The sequence below is a fragment of the Kingella pumchi genome (assembly GCF_022288825.1).
In the GTDB taxonomy this organism is placed as follows: Bacteria; Pseudomonadota; Gammaproteobacteria; order Burkholderiales; family Neisseriaceae; genus Kingella_D; species Kingella_D pumchi.
In genome coordinates this window covers 49,595-67,859 of record NZ_JAKOOW010000021.1, presented here as the reverse complement: position 1 = coordinate 67,859, position 18,265 = coordinate 49,595, and the positions used below count along the sequence as shown (strand labels likewise).

Here is an 18,265-nt window from a genome sequence, read left to right as displayed (position 1 = left end):
CATAGCATTTCAGGCTGCTTTTGGCTATCGGGCGGGCAGGGCGCGGCGGTGGGCAGCCTGAAAAAACGGGTGGGCTTTCCGCCCAAGCCTGCTATGGCAGAAGCAGCCTGAAAGGCTATTCATGCGGTTTTCAGGCTGCCTGTGCGGGGGGTGTTCGGCAGGCAGCCTGAAAACGGTGGGGCAACCGTTTTCCCTTTTCCGCTTGCGGGGGGCAGGGTGGGGGTATCAGCCGCTGCGGAAACTTTTCAGGGTAACGGCAGCGGCAAACGCAGTTCTGCGAACTGCCACCCCCACCCCGACCCTCCCCCGCGCTTGGGGCGCAGGGGAGGGGGCAGTAGGCGGCGGATTGGGCGGTGGTAGGCAGCCTGAAAGGCTGTGCCAACGCTTTTCAGGTTGCTTTTTACGTTTTCAGGCTGCCTGCCGGTGCTTGTTTGTCCAGCGCTCGGCCAGCGTGCGCACTTCACGGTCGGTTTCCAGCAGCATGGCGACGCTTTCGGCGGCGCGGGCGGGAATTTTGTCCAGGCAATACTCGACGGCGGCGGCGATGTCGGTAAAGCGGATGCGGCCGTCAAGGAAAGCGGCAACGGCGGTTTCGTTGGCGGCGTTGAGAATGCAGGGGGCGCTGCCGCCTTCGTGCATGGCGCGGTAGGCCAGGCGCAGGCAGGGGAAGCGCTCGAAATCGGGAACGCGGAAGGTGAGATCGGACAGGGTGGCGAAATCGAGCCGCGCGGCGCCGGATTCGATGCGCTCGGGCAGGCCGAGGCAGTAGGCGATGGGGGTGCGCATGTCGGGGCTGCCCAGCTGGGCGAGCACCGAGCCGTCGGCGTAGCGCACCATGCTGTGGATCACGCTTTGCGGGTGGATAACGGCTTCGAGTTTGTCGGGCGGGCAGTTAAACAGCCAGTGCGCTTCGATCAGTTCCAACCCTTTGTTCATCATGGTGGCGCTGTCCACCGAGATTTTGCGCCCCATGTTCCAGTTGGGGTGTTTGACTGCCTGTGCGGGGGTGATGGCGGCAAACTGCTCGCGCGGGGTGTCGAGAAAGGGGCCGCCGGACGCGGTGAGAATAATGGATTCGATGCCGGCGTCTTTCAGGCTGCCTGAAAAACCGGCGGGCAGTACTTGGAAGATGGCGTTGTGTTCGCTGTCCACCGGCAGCACGCGGGCGCCGGCGGTGCAGGCGGTTTCCATAAACAGGCTGCCGGCCACCACCAGCGTTTCTTTGTTGGCCAGATAAACGGTTTTGCCGGCGGCGGCGGCGGCCAGCGTGGGCATCAGGCCGGCGGCGCCGACGATGGCGGCCATCACGCCGTCTGTTTCGGGGGCGGTGGCGACGTCGGAGAGCGCCTGATTGCCGTGCAGAACTTCGGTTTGGCAGCCTGAAAGGCGCAGCAGGCCGCGCAATTCTTCGGCGCGGGCGGCATCGGCGGTAACGGCGTAGCGGGGGCGGTGGGCGAGACATTGCGCGGCGAGCTTTTCGGTTTGGCTGTGGCCGGCAAGGGCGAAGATGCGGAAGCGGTCGGGATGGCGGGAGACGACGTCGAGCGTGCTGGCACCGATGCTGCCGGTGCTGCCGAGTATGGTAAGGTTTTGGGTGTTCATCTATTGTTGTTCTTGCGGGTGGGGCGCGGCAGCCGGCGGCAGGGCTTTCAGGCTGCCTGAAAGTTCAGTAGCGGATAAATCTTTTCAGCGACTGGTTTTGGTGCTTGATGTCGGCAATCATCAAATCGTAGCGGTGCATGCTCTGCAGCGAGCGCACAATCAGATAGACGCCGAAGGCAATCAGTGCGCCGTTGATCAGCGTTACCGCCGCCAGCAGCGGCCAGGCATCGGCGGGGCGGTACCATTTGGAGGTGGCGATCAGCACGCTGAAAATCGACAGCGGCAGCGCAAGGATGGCGATGCCGGTACGCATTACCGCCAGCGACGTGCGTTTTTCCGCCAGCAGCAGCTGGACTTGGTTGATGTTGAGGATGTCGGCTTGGGTTTCGTTCATACCACGGGCCTTCCCTGTTCAGGCTGCCTGAAAACCGCCTGCCGCGCGACGCTGCCGGTGCATGTTTTACCCGACAACAGGCGCGGGTGCTCAGCAGCGCCAGCCGTATTGCGGCTGCATCACGCAGCCGGTGCGGCCGGGTTTGACGGCGGGCGTCGCTTCGGGCGCGGGGGTGGCACGGTCGGCGGAAAGCACCAGGCCGATGCGCGCCGGCGGGTTGAGCGCGTATTTGGCGGCCAGCGCTTCACGGCCGCTGATGCGCACGGCATGGCCTTCGCTGACAAAATGGCGGGCGTACACTTTTTGCTGCGGCCACTGCGGGCGGGCGGCGGCAATCGATTTTTTCACGTCCGCTTTGAGCGCGGCGGCTTCGACCAGCTCGAAACTGTGGGTTTTCAGCAGCTCCTGCCGCTCTTTTTCGCTGACATCCTGCGGCACGATATAAACCGAATAGCTGCTCTCGTCGGCAGTTTTGCGGCCGGCGGCCAGCGACCATTCACTCAGCGTGGTTTTGGCCGAGAAGGGCGAGCGCACGAAGCGCTCCAGATTGGCGGTGCCGATGCCGGAAAATTCATAATCGCCTTTGGCGGTCAGCAGATAGAGTTTGTCGCCGGCAAACAGCGCGGCCTGCACCGGCTCGCTGCCGCGGTAAACGTCGTAAAGGCCGGAGCAGGCGCCGAGCACGAAAGCCAGCGTCAGCCCCAAAGCCAGGCGGGGAATACGCATAATCCTGTTCTCCTTTTGCCGGAGCGCATACGGTTCAAGCGTAAAGTTTTGTCCGCTTGGGCAGCGGCAGATGCGGCGTAAAAAGGCGGCAAAGCGGCGCCACATCAGGCTTGCGGTAGAATTCCGTATGCGCGGCAAGCTGTTAATTTCGGTTAAGGGTAACACAATATCCGTTGGCCGCACAATGGTTTGCGCCCGCATGCGGCATCCGGCACGGTATCAGCCAAACAGGTTTTGTACCGCGGCATACACCGCCAGCACCGCGATCAGGCTGTCGGTGCGGTCGTACACGCCGCCGTGACCCGGCAGCAGGCTGCTGCTGTCTTTGATGCCGGCGCTGCGTTTGAACCAGCTCTCCAGCAGGTCGCCTTCGATGCTGACCACAGTCAGCACCAGCGCCGCGAGCACGGTGGCCGGCCACGACAGGTTCTCAAACAGCCAGCCGTTGCCGCGCAGCCAGCAGGCGTAAACCAGCACCGCCGCCGCGCCGCCGAGTGCGCCTTCCCAGCTTTTGCCCGGGCTGATGGCGGGCGCCAGCTTGCGTTTGCCGCAGGCGCGGCCGACAAAATAAGCCGCCACGTCGGCCAGCCACACCAGCGCCATCAGTGCCAGCAGTTTGGGGGCGGCAGCGGTATCGGGGCGCAAATCGAGCAGCGCAAACCAAAACGGCAGCAGCAGCCCCCAGCCCAAGAGCATGGCGTTGCCCTGTTGCGGCAGCGGCCATTTGCGGCGCAGCCACAGCGGCGCGCCAGCCAGCCAGCCCAACAGCACCAAAAACCAGATCAAGGGCGGCAGCTGCCAGCCGCCCAGATAGGCGGTGAGCATAAAAAACGCACTGGCGGCCAGATAGCGGTTGGACTGCTTTTCGCTCAGGCGGCACATGCGGCCGTATTCCCACAGCGCGAGCAGCGCAATCAGCGCGGCAAACGCCGCCCACAGCGCGGCGGGCGCGTAAAACAGCATGCCCAGCATCAGCGGCAGCAGCACCAGGGCGGTCAGGATTCTTTGTTTGAGCATATTCGGCTTTCGGTTTGGTTTGGGACGGGTTTTCAGGCTGCTTTTGCCGGTTCAGGCAGCCTGAAAAACGGCTTCAGACGTTCTCGACCACAACCAGGCGCGGGTCGTCGGCCAGCTTGGTGAGCACGGCTTCGACGCGCTCCTGCCAGATTTCGCCGAAGCGTTTGAGCTGGGCGTCGTCGGCGCGGCCGCTGACCGCCAGCGGCATCAGCGTCTGCATCTCAGCCGGCCACGGCGCAATCGACGGATTGTAGGACACGGCAACCGCAGCACCGGTATCGCGCCGGCGCAGCAGCATTTCGCCGCGCTCATCGCCGCTGCCGAAAGCGAGTAGGTCGCGGCGGCCGAACAGGCGCATCGGGCCGACGCCGGCAAAACCGGTTTCCGGCGCGGCGCCGGTGAGCAGCATGGCAACATTGGCGATCACGCCGGTGGTGCCTTCGTCGCGGCCGTCGCGCATCAACACTTCGATGCCGCCGCGCTCGGGGATGTCGCTGCCGTAGAGCGCCGAGAGCCCTTTCACCACCATCAGATAGGCGCCTGCAACGGTGGGGCAGGAATGGCCGGCAAGTTTAACCGCGTCCTGATAGCGGTAGGCCATCACGCCGTCGGGCGTGGCGCCGAGAAACTGCGCCAGCGGGTCGCGCATCAAGAGCTGCGGGGCGCGGTCGAAAAATTCGGGAAAGCGGTCGGCTTGGGTCATGGCGGACTCCTTATCAAGTGGACGGTTGGCAGGCAGCCTGAAAAGTATTTTTTCAGCAAAACGGGCTTTCAGGCTGCCGCAAACGGCTAAGTTGCGCTTGGTTGCAGGATTGGTGCGCCCCGCGCACCATATGGTTTTCGCATTCAGGCTGCCTGAAAGGCGGAAAACCGTTTTTGCTACACCGTTTTTCAGGCTGCTTTTTCAGGCTGCCTGTATCGCGCGGGCAGCCTGAAACTACGGGCGCTGCTGTTCGGGCGGCAGTTGCTCGGATGTGCGGCCGTAGCGGCGTTCGCGCTGCTGAAAAGACTCGAGCGCGCGGTGCATTTCGCGGCTGTCGAAGTCCGGCCACAGGGTGTCGGTGAAATAAAATTCGGCGTAGGCCATCTGCCAGAGCATAAAGTTGCTGATGCGGGTTTCGCCGCCGGTGCGGATAAACAAATCCGGCTCGGGGGCTTCGGCGAGCATCAGTTTGGCGGCCAAATCGCTTTCGCTGATTTCGCTTTTGCCTTCCTTAATCAGTGCGTTGGCAGCCTGCAGGATGTCCCAGCGGCCGCCGTAGTCGGCAGCGATGGTGAGTGTGAGACCGGTGTTGGCGGCGGTGAGCGCTTCGGCATCGCGGATGCCGGCTTGGATTTCGGCGGGGAAGCGGCTGCGGTCGCCGATCACTTTCAGCCGCAGGCCGTTTTTGTGCATTTTGGCGACTTTTTTCTGCAGCGCCGCCAGAAACAGCCCCATCAGAAACGACACTTCGTCGGCTGGCCGGCGCCAGTTTTCGGTGGAAAAGGCGAAAACGGTCAGATAGGGGATGCCCGCTTCGGCGCAGGTGCGGCACAAATCTTCCAGCGCGTCCAGGCCTTTTTTGTGCCCCATCACGCGCGGCAGAAAGCGCTTTTTCGCCCAGCGGCCGTTGCCGTCCATAATCACGGCAACGTGGCGCGGAACCCGTGTGTAGGCGGGAATGGTTTGGGTGCTGCTGTTCATGGTTTTCCTTGCGGTGCGGCGGCAGGCAGCCTGAAAACAAAAAAACGGCGCGGCGGGCAGGCTGCCGGCCGCGGCGCGTTTGTCAGATGGCCATCAGGTCTTCTTCTTTGGTGGCGAGCATTTTGTCGGCTTCGGCGATGTATTTGTCGGTCAGTTTTTGCACCGACTCTTCGCCGCGGCGGGCGTCGTCTTCGGGGATTTCTTTGTCTTTGAGCAGTTTTTTGATGTGGTCGTTGGCATCGCGGCGGATGTTGCGGATGGCAACGCGGCCTTCTTCCACTTCGCCGCGCACCACTTTGATCAGGTCTTTGCGGCGCTCTTCGGTGAGCATCGGCATCGGCACGCGGATCACGTCGCCCATTGCGGCGGGGTTCAAGCCCAGATTGGAATCGCGGATGGCTTTTTCCACGGCGGCGACCATATTGCTTTCATACACTTTCACACCGATGGTGCGCGCATCGAGCAGGGTTACGTTGGCCACCTGGCTTACCGGCACCGGGCTGCCGTAGTATTCCACTTCCACTTGGTCGAGTAGGCCGGTGTGGGCGCGGCCGGTGCGGACTTTGGCCAGGTTTTCCTGCAGCACTTCCAGCGAGCGCTGCATTTTCGCTTCGGCGGAGGACTGGATTTCTTTAATCATGGTTTTTCCTTTTCAAACAGTCTTCAGGCAGCCTGAAACAGGGCTGCCTGAACGATAAGAGATAAACGGGCGGATACTACCGCGCTTTGGCCGCAGCGGCAAGGGCGCAGGCAGCCTGAAACGGCTTTCAGGCTGCCTTTTGCCGCGTTTTGCCGGCTACTCTTGCGGCGCGCCGGCTTCGGCCTGGTTTTGCGGATCGAGCGCGGCGGTGGCCAGCCGCAGCCACTGCCAGGCAAGCCGGTGGCGATCGCCCAAAGCATCGAAGATTGCGTCTTCGCTCAGCACGCTGTATTCGCCGGCGGTGTGCAGCGACAGGGGCAGCCCGGCCGCTTCGGCATCGCGCAAGGGCAGATAGTCGCGGGCGTAAAAGGCATCGAGCTCAGTCATTACGGCTTCCGCCTGCTGCCATTCGCGTTGCGCGGCTTCCAAGCGGGGCAGCAGCTCCAGCCAGCGGCGGTAGAGCGCTTGAGCGTGATCGAGGGTTTGTTGGGCGGTATCGGCGTTCATGGTTTTCCTTTCAGGTTGCCTTTGGGTTTTCAGGCTGCTTCGGATAATCGGGCAGGCTGCCTGAAAACGGATTGTCCGCTTTTCAGGCTGCCGCTTCCAGCGTAATGCGCCGTTCAAACAGCGCCTGCACGTCGCGCTGGTGGCTGATGCCGATAACGAGAGTATCGGGCAGCTCGCGTTTGAGCGTTTGCATCAGCTCGAGCGCGGAAGCGTCGTCAAGCTGGTTGGTGGCTTCGTCGAGAAACAGGATTTGCGGGCGGAAAACCAGGGCGCGGGCGAGGCTGAGACGCTGCTGTTCGCCGCCGGAGAGATGGCTGTGCCATTCCTGTTTTTCGTCGAGACGGTGTTTCAGGCTGCCCAGACCCACCTGCTCCAAAGCAGCCTGAATAAGGGCATCGTCAGCACGGGCGGCGTGGGGGTAGCAGACGACGGCGCGCAGGCTGTCGTAGGGCAGGTAGGGACGTTGCGGCAGAAACAGGCGGCTGCCGTCGATTCGGTAATGTCCGCCGTGATACGGCCACAATCCGGCCAACACGCGCAACAGGGTGGATTTGCCGATGCCGCTTTTCCCTTCAAATAGCAGCCATTCGGGCGCGCGGGCACTCAGGCTTACGGGGCGCAGCATCGCCCGCCCCTGCGGGGTGTGGACGGCGGTGGCATCCAGCTGCAAAAAGCCGGCCGCATCATCCGCATTGTCGGGCGGGCAAAGCGGACTTTCAGGCTGCCCGGTGTGCCGTTCGGCATCGTCCAAAGCAGCCTGAAAGCCGCCCAAACGCTCGATTACCGCCGCCCATTCGACCAGACGGCGGTAGGCATCGGTAAACCAGCCGAAGCTGTCTTGGATGCGGGCAAACGAGGTGCGCGTCTGCATCATGTCGCCGAAAGTGAGCGTTTTGGCCAAATACATCGGCAGCGTGGCGATGATGGGGATGAAAATGCTGATACGCACATAGCCCGCCCAAAAGGTGCCGTAACGGAATTCGCAGTTGGTCAGGCGGAACCAGTTGTCGCGGATGCGCTTGAAACGCTGTTTCAGACGGCCTTGCTCGGCCTCCGCGCCGTGGTAAAACGCCACCTGCTCGGCATGGTCGCGCACGCGCAGCAGGGCGGCGCGGTAGTCGGCTTCGCGGTGCTGGCGCTCGATATTGAGGTCTTTGAGCTTGCGGCCGACAAAATGCGCGGCCAGCGTGCTGAGCGCGGAATAGGCCAGCGCCACCCACACCAGATAGCCGTGTACGGTAAAGCTGCGGCCGCCAATCTCGAAGGTCTGCACGCCCGACAAGCCCCACAACACGCCGACAAACGCGCTGAATTTGGCGATATTGTTGATAAACGACAGCAGCAGGCTGATGCTTTGCGCCGCCAGAAGCGACACGTCTTCGGCGATACGCTGGTCGGGGTTGTCCGGCTCGCCGCCAAGCTGCAGGCGGTAATGCTTGTGGCCGCCGAGCCATTCGCGCTCAAACTGCGCCGTCAGGTGCGTGCGCCAGCGGAACACCAGCCGCTTCTGCAGCCAGTCGCCGCAGACGATACAGGCGATAATCATCGCCATATAGCCGATATATTCGATTATCAGCGCGGGCATTGCCTTGCCGTCGAAGGCCGCCAGCGCGTCGTAAAAACGCTTGTCCCACGCCGCAATCCACACGCTGACGGTGGTGGAAAACAGGGTAAAAGCGATGATGGCGGCCAGCAGCAGCCATTCGCGCCAGCGCGCTTTTCCCACCCAAAACGGGCGGGCAAGGCGGAGAAATTGCCGGATGAGTTTCATGGCAGGAAAAAGATCGGAATACCGTTTGCCGCCCGCGCCAAAGCAGCCTGAAAACCGTGATTACCGTTTTCAGGCTGCTTTCTGCCTTTCAGGCTGCCTACATTGTCCATTTGAAATTAAGCGTTACGTTGCGCGGTTCGCCGTAAAACCAGCCCCAGCCTTTGGTGCGGGCTTCGTAATTTTCGTAGTAGCGCTTGTTGGTGAGGTTGTTGATATTGAGGGCGAGCTTCATGTGTTTGTTCGGCTCATACTGAACTCCGGCATCCCACACCGTATAGCCGCCGAGTGGCTGCTGCACGTCCCAACTGCGGTGTTTGCTCTGGCTGCTGAAACCGCCTTTAACCGTCCATTTGGCAGCCGCACCGGGCAGGCGGTAAGCGGTGTGCAGGCGGAACATATGTTTGGGTGTGTGCTGGCTGAAGTCTGCACCTTCAACAAAAAGCTGCTGCCGGCCGGCGGTTTTGGTGTATTTGCGGATATTGTAGGTATAGCCGGCAAAAAGGTGCCAGTTGGGGGTGAGATTGCCGGCAATTTCGGCGTCTATGCCCCGGCTTTGCATGCGCACGGGTTCGTAAATCCAGCTTCTGGTGTCCGGGTGCTGGATACGGGTGTTGATGGGTTCGTTGTGTTTTTCGGTTTGAAAAGCGGCGACGGAAGCGTTCAGGCGGCCTTCGCGCCATGCGCCTTTCCAGCCGATTTCGTAGCTGTTGCCCAATACGGGTTTGAGCTCTTTGTTGTCGGCGTCGCGGGCGGAGGTGTGGCGGAAAATGCTGGTGTAGCTGGCGTAGAGCGTGTGGTGCGGGTTGAGGTCGAAGGAGAGGGCGGCGTAGGGGATGAAGCGGGCTTTGCGGTATTCGCTCCGGTTGCGCACGGCAAAGTCGGGTTGGCCGTTTCGGGTGTCGCGATACCAGATGAAGTCGTTTTTCCAGTGGTGGTAGCCCGTGCCAGCGATGAGGTGCAGGCGGCCGAAGTTGAAGCGGTTGGCAAGGGTAGCGGTGTGGGTGGTATAGCTGCTGTTGCGGTAGTCGCGGTAATCAAAAATGCTCCAGTCGGGGCGGGGGATTTCGTGTCCCGTCCAGCTGTGCAGGTTGAACGAACGTCCGGCGGTGGGCTGCTCGCGCATTTCGATATCGAATTTTTCGTGCGAGTAGGTATAGGCGGCGTACAGCTCGTGTCGTTGGTTGAAGAGCGCGTATTTGCCGTCGAGTTCGAGCCGTGCCGACCATTGGCGGGTGCCGCGCTTGTGGCGGGAAAAGGAATCAAGCGGCAGGGTGCCGTCATCTGAGCCGACATTGGCACGCGCACCGGAAAGTTGGGCTTGCTCGCTTAAGGATTTGTTGAGTTTGTAGTCGGCGGTGGCGGTCAGCTTCCAATCGTCGTTGAAACGGTGCTCCCATTCGGTAAAGGTGTGCAGCTTGCGGTAGCGGCCTTTGTCCCAAGCCGATCCCCAAAAGGTGTCGCGCGGCAGGCGCAGATCGTTGCCATTATTGTCGGAAGGCAGGCCGAAACCGGCGGGAGTGTCGGTTTGGTAGTGGTATGTGATGCCGGCGGTGAGTTTGTCATTGTCGCCGAAAGATTTGTCGGCAGTGGCGAACAGCAGGACATTGCTGCCTTTGTCGTGGGTGCGGAAGCCGCGGTCGCGTTCCAATACGCCGACTATGCGCCCGCGGATGCCGTGTTCTGTGCTCAATACGCCGGACACGTCGGCGCTGCCGCGCACCTTGCCCCAACGGTTGGCTTGTGCTTCAAATTCGGCCAAAGGCTGGGAAGTCGGTCGCTTTAAAACGGCATTAACCGATCCGCCCGGCTCGCTGCCCGCCTGTTTCAGGCCGCTGCCGCCGCGTAGGACTTCTACGCGCTCGTAAAGAGCCGTATCGGTGAGTTGTTTGCCGGTGTGAAGGTTGTTGCCGCTAAGGCTGGAGATGGTGGAGTCAAGACCGTTGGTAGTGATGGAATTGATATTGAAACCGCGTGATTGGAATTGGGTGTAGTTGCCGCGGCGGACAATGTTCATGCCGGTAGTCGTCTTTAGCGCATCTTCCAGCGTGGTCGCGCCCAAATCATCCATCTGCTTGCGGGTAATCACGCTCACGGATTGCGGCGTGTCTTTGGGCGCGAGCTTGAGACCGGTGGCGGTGGACATTTCGGAGACGGTATAAGCGTCTTTGAGTTTCTTTTTGCCGGAAACGTGGACGGTTTGCAGTTCGCCGTCTTGGTTGTGGACGGTATCGGCGGGGGAATCGGCTGCGGCGTGGGCGGCAAGCAGCGCCAGCGTTAGCGCGGAGAGTTTGGACGGGTTCACGGTGTGGCTCCTGGGGTGGTTGAAAGGCCGCCGTTTGGCGGTTACTGCAGAAATTTACCTGCGCCCGTCTGTTTTCAGGCTGCCTGAAAACAGACGGGCGCGAATCCCGATGTTGTGTTGGTTTTGTGTTTGAATTTTCAGGCTGCCGCCGGGAGACGGCGGCAGCGGTACGGCGGATTTATATCAAATCTGTTTGAAATCAATGTTTGTAGAATGCTAACACGAAAAAACCGTGCGGCCGGATTTTTTACGCCGTGGCGCACCATTCGCTGCTGCCGTGCCGCTGTGCCAGTGCGTTGGCTTGGGCGAGCAGGCGGTCGCACAGGACGTCTTCGGTTTTGCCGTCGGCCACTTTTTCGCGGGCGATCAGCAGGGTGCGCGGGAAATAGGCGCGCACTTGCTCATAGTCGTGCAGCACGGCAATCACGGCGCGGCCGTTTTGGTTTTCCTGGCGCAGCACTTCGAGCAGGGCATAGGTGGTTTTGGCATCGACGGCGTTAAACGGTTCGTCCAGCAGCAAAAAGCGGGCGTTTTGCACCAGCATGCGGGCAAACAGCACGCGCTGGAACTGGCCGTTGGAAAGCTCGCTGATGCCGCGCTCGGCAAATTCGGCCATTTCCACGCGTTCTAAGGCAGCCTGAGCGCGGCGGCGCTGCTCGGTGCTGACGCGGCCGAAAAAGCCGATTTCGTACCACAGCCCCATTGCCGCCAGCTCGAATACGGTCATCGGCTGGCTGCGGTCGATGTCGGACTGCTGGGGCAGGTAGGCGATGTCGCGCCGCGCCAGATTGCGGTGGCGCACGCTGCCGGTGTTGCAGCGGATCAGCCCCATCACGGCTTTAAGCAGGGTGGACTTGCCGGCGCCGTTGGGGCCGAACACGGCGCACATGGTGCCGGCGGCAAATTCGGCGCTCAGGTGGTGGACGGCAGGGCAGCCGCCGCGGTAGCTGACGGTCAGGTTGTCGATTTCAATCGCGCATTCCGGCCGCGTGTGCAGTTTCAGGCTGCTCATGCGGCGGCCGCCCACAGGTAAACGCCGTACAGCAGGGCGAGCACGGCGGCCGCCAGCAGCAGGCGTTGGCCGAGTCCGGCCAGCAGAAGGGAATATTTGTTCATAAGATGCGTGCGGAAAAAAACGGCAGCGGTTTTCAGGCTGCCTGAAACGTGGCGGCAGCCTGAAAACCGCTGCCGTGAAAAAAGCGCGGCGATATTACTGTATAACAGCCGTTCAGGCAAGATACGCGCTGTATCGGATTGGCGCCGATTCCACTATAATCCGCGCCATTTTTCCCCATTTGAACCAACTCCAAAAGGCAGCCTGAAACCATGCAAGAGCACTACCAGCCATCCGTCAGCGAACCCGCCGCGCAGCAGGCGTGGGCAGAGCAGGGCGTGTTTAACGCCAAAGAAGACGCGTCCAAACCCAAATTCTACTGTCTGTCGATGTTTCCCTACCCCAGCGGCAAGCTGCATATGGGGCATGTGCGCAACTACACCATCGGCGATGTGCTGTCGCGCTTCAAACGCTTAAACGGCTTCAACGTGATGCAGCCGATGGGCTGGGACGCCTTCGGCATGCCCGCCGAAAACGCCGCGCTGAAAAACGGCACCGCGCCGGCCAAATGGACTTACGAAAACATCGCCTATATGCGCGGCCAGCTCAAAAGCCTGGGTTTCGGCATCGACTGGCAGCGCGAGCTGGCCACCTGCACGCCCGAGTATTACCGCTGGGAGCAGCTCTTGTTTACCAAGCTGTTTGAAAAAGGCGTGATTTACAAAAAACTCGGCACGGTAAACTGGGATCCGGTCGATCAGACCGTGCTGGCCAACGAGCAGGTAATCGACGGGCGCGGCTGGCGCTCCGGCGCGGTGGTGGAAAAGCGCGAAATTCCGATGTACTACTTCAAAATCACCGACTACGCCGAAGCGCTGCTCGACGATTTGGAAGGCTTGGACTGGCCGGAGCAGGTCAAAACCATGCAGCGCAACTGGATCGGCAAATCGCGCGGCATGACCGTGCGTTTCGCCGTGGCCGAAGACAGCCGCCAAGGGCTGCCTGAAAGCCATGCCGACTATATCCAAGTCTATACCACCCGCCCCGACACCCTGATGGGCGCCACCTATCTGGCCGTCGCCGCCGAGCATCCGCTGGCTGCCGCTGCCGCGCAAAGCCATCCCGAACTGCAGGCCTTTATCGCCGAGTGCAAAGCCGGCAGCGTGGCCGAAGCCGATATGGCGACCATGGAGAAAAAAGGCCTGCCCACTGGCCGCTTTGTTGTCAATCCCCTAAACGGCGAGCGCTTGGAAGTGTGGGTGGCAAACTATGTATTGTGGGGCTACGGCGACGGCGCGGTGATGGCCGTGCCCGCCCACGACGAGCGCGATTTCGAGTTCGCCAACAAATTCGGCCTGCCCGTCAAGCAGGTAATCGAACTGGACGAACCGCAGCCCTACGACCCGAAAAACTGGCACGAATGGTACGGCGCCAAAGAAGGCACCCGCCTGATCAACAGCGGCGAATTCGACGGCCTGGACTTTCAGGCTGCCTTCAACGCCATCGGCGCCAAACTGAACGCACTCGGCGCCGGCGAAGCCAAAACCCAATACCGCCTGCGCGACTGGGGCATTTCCCGCCAGCGCTACTGGGGCTGCCCGATTCCGATTATCCACTGCGACGCCTGCGGCGACGTCCCTGTACCCGCCGAGCAGCTGCCCGTCGTCCTGCCCGAGGACGTTATCCCCGACGGCAGCGGCTCGCCGCTGACTAAAATGCCCGAGTTCTACGAAACCGCCTGCCCCAAATGCGGCGGCCATGCCAAGCGCGAAACCGATACCATGGACACCTTTATGGAATCGAGCTGGTACCAGTTCCGCTATATGTCGCCGCAAGACGATAGCCAGATGGTCGAACCCGCCGCCGCCGCCTACTGGCAGGCGGCCGACCAATACATCGGCGGCATCGAACACGCCATCCTGCACCTGCTGTACGCCCGCTTCTTCACCAAACTGATGCACGGCGAAGGCATCGTTCCCGTGCGCGAACCCTTCAACCGCCTGCTCACCCAGGGCATGGTGCTGGCGCAAACCTTCTACCGCGTCCGCGAAGACGGCGGCAAAGACTGGTTCAACCCCGCCGACGTCGATCTCACTTTCGACGACAAAGGCCGCCCCGCCGCTGCCGTATTGCGCGCCGACGGGCAGCCGGTGGAAATCGGCGGCATGGAAAAAATGTCCAAATCCAAAAACAACGGCGTCGATCCCCAAGCCATTATCGACACCTACGGCGCCGACACCGCCCGCCTGTTTATGATGTTCGCCGCCCCGCCCGAACAGTCGCTCGAATGGAACGACGCCGCCGTGGAAGGCGCCCACCGCTTCCTGCGCCGCCTGTGGCGTACCGTGTACGAGTTCCAAAAAGACGGCGCCGCTTCCGCCTTTTCCGGCAATCACAACGAACTTTCAGGCAGCCTGAAAGATTTGCGCTTCAAACTGCACAATACCATCGCCAAAGTCTCCGACGACTACGGCCGCCGCCAGCAGTTCAACACCGCCGTTGCCGCCGTAATGGAACTCTTGAACCAGTTTGACAAAACCGACTTCGCCGGCGAATACGGCCGCGCCGTCGCCCAAGAAACGCTCGAAGCCGTGCTGCTGCTGTTGTGGCCGATTGTGCCGCACATCAGCGAAAACCTGTGGGCGGCGCTGCGAGAAGACAGCCCCCTGTGGCAGCAGCGCTGGCCGCAGAGCGACCCGGCCGCGCTGGTGCAGACCGAAATCGAAATGATGGTGCAGGTAAACGGCAAACTGCGCGACAAAATCACCGTCGCCGCCGACGCGCCCAAAGACGCCGTCGAAGCCGCCGCCCTTGCTACCGCCGGCGCCCAAAAATTTATGGAAGGCAAAGCGCCGAAGAAAATCATCGTCGTGCCCAAGCGGCTGGTGAATATCGTTGTTTAAACCAAAGGCAGCCTGAAAAATGCTTTCAGGCAGCTTTGGACTTGATAGCCGGATAACGGCAAAGGCAGCCTGAAAGCGCCGATACAGTTTTCAGGCTGCTTTTGTATTTGCATTTTGCTTATGCGCCCCAAGCAGCCTGAAAACTAGCAGGGCAGGGCGGTGTAAGGTTTTCAGGCTGCCTGCGTCTAAACAGGCAGCCTGAAAACGAAACCCCGTGCGCTTCCCCCATTCGGACGATTGCCGCGCCCGATAGTAAAGCGCTTATAATGCGGGGCATTTTTCCAACCGCTGCCGCCGTTTGGCAGCCTGAAAATACGGAACAACCACCATGAAAAAACTGATTTTTGCGCTTGCGGCCTGTTTGAGCCTGAGCAATCTGGCGCAGGCCGCCGTCAATCCCGAAGACCTGCTCCCGCCCGAAGAAGCCTTCGTGCCTTCGGTAACCGCCGACGACAAAGGCATCAAGGTCGATTTCAAAGTGGCCGACGGCTACTATATGTATCAGAGCAAAATCGTTGCCGAAGCCGAGCCGCAGGGCTTGTTTGCCGCGCCGAAGTTCAGCAGCGGCAAAGAAAAGAACGATGAATTTTTCGGCCGCCAAACCGTGTACTACCACAATGCCCAAGTGGGTTGGGACTACGCCAAAGCCGCCCCCGCGAGCTATCGTTTGGTGCTGAAATACCAGGGCTGCGCCGATGCCGGCGTGTGCTATCCGCCGGTGGAAACCGCGTTTGACATTGCCGGAAGCGGCCGTTATCAGGTGCAGGCAGCTGCAGACGACGCAGCGGCAGCTTTCGTAAAAAAGCCCCAAGGCGCGGCGGTGTCGGCACAGCCTGCAACCCCTTCCGCCGCGCCTGCTGATGCCGCCGATGCCAACAGCCGCTTCAAGCTCTCCCGCGCCACGCTGGCAACCAATCTGCTGTTTTTCTTTTTGGCCGGACTCGGCCTGAGCTTCACCGCCTGCATGTATCCGCTGCTGCCGATTGTGTCGAGCATTGTGGTCGGCGATAAACACAGCGGCAAAGGCCGTGCGTTTGCGCTGTCGTTTATCTATGTGCAGGGCTTGGCGCTCACTTATACCGCCGTCGGCGTGGTGGCGGGGCTGACCGGCTCGCTGCTCACCGTCTGGCTGCAGCAGCCTGCGGTGGTGCTGGCGGCGGCCGGGCTGATGGTGGTGCTGGCGCTGTCGATGTTCGGGCTGTTCAATATCCAGTTGCCCGCCGCGCTGCAGGGTTATTTTCAAAACCAGAGCAGCAAACTGTCCGGCGGCAAAGCGGCGTCGGTGTTTGTGATGGGCATGCTTTCCGCGCTGATTGTCGGCCCCTGCGTTGCCCCGCCGCTGGCGTTTGCCGTCGGCTATATCGGCCAGACCGGCGACGGCGTACTCGGCGGCATGGCGCTTTACGCGCTGGCGCTGGGCACCGGCGTGCCGCTGATACTGATCGGCACTTTCGGCGGCCACATCCTGCCCAAAGCCGGCGCGTGGATGGACGGCATCAAATACGCCTTTGGCGTGATTCTGCTGGCGGTTGCCGTTTACTTGGCCGCGCCCTATCTGCCCTACGCACTCACTGTGTCGCTCTATGCCTTGCTGCTGCTGGTTCCCGCCATGCTGATGCTGGCGAAACTGCGCAAGTTTTCAGGCAGCCTGAAAACCGTATCCGCCGCACTCGGCGCGGTTTTGCTGGCCGGCGGACTGTGGTTCGGCATCGCCAGCCTGCGCGGCCAAACCACCGCGCTGCACAGTTTCCTTACCCTGCATCCGCCGCAGGCTGAAAACAGCGCCCACGGCCGCAAATTCCAAAGCGTTGCCGAGCTGAAGCAGGCCGTTCAGGCTGCCTTTGCCGAAAACCCGAACCAGCCCGTGCTGCTCGACTTTTACGCCGACTGGTGCGTATCGTGCAAAGAGATGGAACACAAAACCTTTAGCGACAGCCGCGTTCAGGCTGCCGTGCCCCTGAGCCGGCTGGTACAGATAGACGTAACCGCCAACAGCCCCGAACATCAGGCGCTGTTGAAAGAATACGGCCTGATCGGCCCGCCCGGACTATTCGTGCTCAAAGCCGACGGCAGCCGCAGCAAAGCCCTGCTCGGCTACGCCGCACCGGAAGAGTTTATCGGCTGGTACCGCCAGCACAGCGAATAAAGCATCCGATTCACCAACTGTTTTCAGGCTGCCTGCAAAACCCGATACACGGTTTCAGGCAGCCTGAAAGCATTTTGGGGCAGGCGGATTGGCAGCGGGAAAATTGTTGGAAATAAGTGTGGTGCAAAAAAACAACACAGCAACAAAATTTGAATGGTGGCGTTTTGTGTTTGGTAAGTGGTTAAAAAATAGAATCTTATTGTGTGTATTCGGAGCGATTTGCGATATTTTCTCTGTGTGGCGTGTGGCGGCTTTGCTTCATTCTTTCCAAGATAAATTTGTTTTTTCGACCCGAAGCCGATATATTAGGCACTGCAAAAGTGCAGACCCGCCGCATCCGCGGTTCTAGGGTTGATACAGAATTAGGGCTGAAACGGTTTTTATGCCTTAAATCTCTTAAATTTTTTACAGCAACATAAGGAATACAGAAATGAAAAAAACTCTGTTAGCTTTGGCACTGGCCGGTTTGTCCACTGCTTCTATGGCTGAAGTAATTCTTTACGGTCAAATCAAAGGTGGTGTGGAAGTAACTAAAGTACGCCATCAAAAAGGTACTGAAACCCAAATCGTTGACTACGGTTCTCGTATCGGTTTCAAAGGTCAAGAACAGCTGAACGGCGATCTGAAAGCCATCTGGCAGTTGGAGCAGCGCGTTGACATCGGCGGTGGTAAAAAATCCAAAGTAGTTGGCGTTGATGCAAACAATAATCCAATTATTGTTACCGAAGGTCGTGGTTTCGGTACTCGTGACTCTTTCATCGGCTTGGAAGGCGGTTTCGGTAAAGTACGCGTAGGTCACCTGTCTACTCCGGTTAAAGAAGTAAACGACAAGCTGGATATTTGGGAATACGCTGATAACCGCGCCGGTTTGGCTGAGTTCGTTCGCGATAACGATGCTGTAGGTCGTCGCACTGCGATTTCTTACCAAACTCCCGATTTCTCTGGCTTCAAAGCAAACGTATACGTTTCTCCTAGCGACAACAACAAATTAAATGATGGTTATAGCGACCACGCTGTTTATGGTTTGGGTGCCGGTTATAACGCTAACAACATCTTTGCTGATGTGGCTGGTGTATATGTTAAAAACGGTGCAAATAACGACGACGTTAAAGCCAATGGTAAACTGAGACATGGTTACCAAGCCGTAGTCCAAGGTGGTTACGACAACGGTAAACTGATGGCTGGTGTAGCTTACCAACGCAGCCAAAACGTTGATGAAGATTCAGCTAAACGTAACGAAGTTGCCGCTTCTGTTGCTTACACCTTTGATGATGCTTTGACTCTGAAAGGTTCAGCAGCTTACGGCTTTGGTGTTAAAGATGTAGCTGGTACCAAAGCTTGGGAAAATGGCAAATACTTCCAAGGTATCGTTGGTGCTGACTACGCTCTGTCTAAACGTACTGTTGTAAACGGTCAAGTTGGTTACCTGCAAAAAGGTAAAAAAGACTACGCCAAACAAAACCTGACCAGCGGTGGTACTCTGAGCGTTGGTATGAAACACAAATTCTAATCTGATTTC

General features: G+C 59.9%; 14 protein-coding genes. 3 read left to right on the top strand and 11 right to left on the bottom strand.

All coding sequences use genetic code 11. From position 1 onward, the window contains the following. Positions 1–408 precede the first annotated feature (408 nt). From ispC to MB824_RS04910, 11 genes are all read right to left on the bottom strand, one after another. Positions 409–1,602, bottom strand: coding sequence for a 1-deoxy-D-xylulose-5-phosphate reductoisomerase (gene ispC / locus MB824_RS04960; protein ID WP_238746460.1), 1,194 nt, complete (start codon positions 1,600–1,602; stop codon positions 409–411). Between the two features lie 64 nt (positions 1,603–1,666). Continuing rightward, positions 1,667–1,996, bottom strand: coding sequence for a DUF202 domain-containing protein (locus MB824_RS04955; protein ID WP_238746457.1), 330 nt, complete (start codon positions 1,994–1,996; stop codon positions 1,667–1,669). A gap of 90 nt (positions 1,997–2,086) precedes the next feature. After that, complete coding sequence (locus MB824_RS04950) at positions 2,087–2,722, bottom strand: hypothetical protein (RefSeq protein WP_238746455.1); 636 nt, start codon at positions 2,720–2,722, stop codon at positions 2,087–2,089. 219 nt (positions 2,723–2,941) lie between these two features. Next, positions 2,942–3,739 carry a phosphatidate cytidylyltransferase gene (locus MB824_RS04945; RefSeq protein ID WP_238746453.1) on the bottom strand — a complete coding sequence of 266 codons (798 nt, stop codon included), beginning with the start codon at positions 3,737–3,739 and terminating at the stop codon, positions 2,942–2,944. A gap of 73 nt (positions 3,740–3,812) precedes the next feature. Further along, on the bottom strand, positions 3,813–4,442 hold the full coding sequence (locus MB824_RS04940) for a hypothetical protein (protein ID WP_238746451.1): 630 nt from the start codon (positions 4,440–4,442) through the stop codon (positions 3,813–3,815). A gap of 234 nt (positions 4,443–4,676) precedes the next feature. Then, entirely contained in the window at positions 4,677–5,423 is a 747-nt protein-coding gene (gene uppS, locus MB824_RS04935) for a polyprenyl diphosphate synthase (protein WP_238746449.1), read from the bottom strand. A gap of 82 nt (positions 5,424–5,505) precedes the next feature. Beyond that, entirely contained in the window at positions 5,506–6,063 is a 558-nt protein-coding gene (gene frr / locus MB824_RS04930; protein WP_238746448.1) for a ribosome recycling factor, read from the bottom strand. 156 nt (positions 6,064–6,219) lie between these two features. Next, positions 6,220–6,570 carry a DUF4298 domain-containing protein gene (locus MB824_RS04925; RefSeq protein ID WP_238746447.1) on the bottom strand — a complete coding sequence of 117 codons (351 nt, stop codon included), beginning with the start codon at positions 6,568–6,570 and terminating at the stop codon, positions 6,220–6,222. 82 nt (positions 6,571–6,652) lie between these two features. Beyond that, positions 6,653–8,341 carry an ABC transporter ATP-binding protein/permease gene (locus tag MB824_RS04920; RefSeq protein WP_238746446.1) on the bottom strand — a complete coding sequence of 563 codons (1,689 nt, stop codon included), beginning with the start codon at positions 8,339–8,341 and terminating at the stop codon, positions 6,653–6,655. 97 nt (positions 8,342–8,438) lie between these two features. Then, entirely contained in the window at positions 8,439–10,643 is a 2,205-nt protein-coding gene (locus MB824_RS04915; RefSeq protein WP_238746445.1) for a TonB-dependent siderophore receptor, read from the bottom strand. Positions 10,644–10,890: 247 nt separating this feature from the next. Then, complete coding sequence (locus MB824_RS04910) at positions 10,891–11,655, bottom strand: metal ABC transporter ATP-binding protein (RefSeq protein ID WP_238746444.1); 765 nt, start codon at positions 11,653–11,655, stop codon at positions 10,891–10,893. A gap of 314 nt (positions 11,656–11,969) precedes the next feature. Between MB824_RS04910 and leuS the strand changes: the two genes are divergently transcribed. The 3 genes from leuS to MB824_RS04895 all read left to right on the top strand — a co-directional run bounded on the left by leuS (position 11,970) and on the right by MB824_RS04895 (position 18,256). Beyond that, on the top strand, positions 11,970–14,600 hold the full coding sequence (leuS, locus tag MB824_RS04905) for a leucine--tRNA ligase (RefSeq protein ID WP_238746443.1): 2,631 nt from the start codon (positions 11,970–11,972) through the stop codon (positions 14,598–14,600). A 328-nt stretch (positions 14,601–14,928) separates the two neighbouring features. After that, on the top strand, positions 14,929–16,746 hold the full coding sequence (dsbD, locus tag MB824_RS04900; protein ID WP_238746441.1) for a protein-disulfide reductase DsbD: 1,818 nt from the start codon (positions 14,929–14,931) through the stop codon (positions 16,744–16,746). A gap of 430 nt (positions 16,747–17,176) precedes the next feature. Continuing rightward, complete coding sequence (locus tag MB824_RS04895; RefSeq protein ID WP_238746439.1) at positions 17,177–18,256, top strand: porin; 1,080 nt, start codon at positions 17,177–17,179, stop codon at positions 18,254–18,256. The last annotated feature ends 9 nt before the right edge of the window (positions 18,257–18,265 follow it).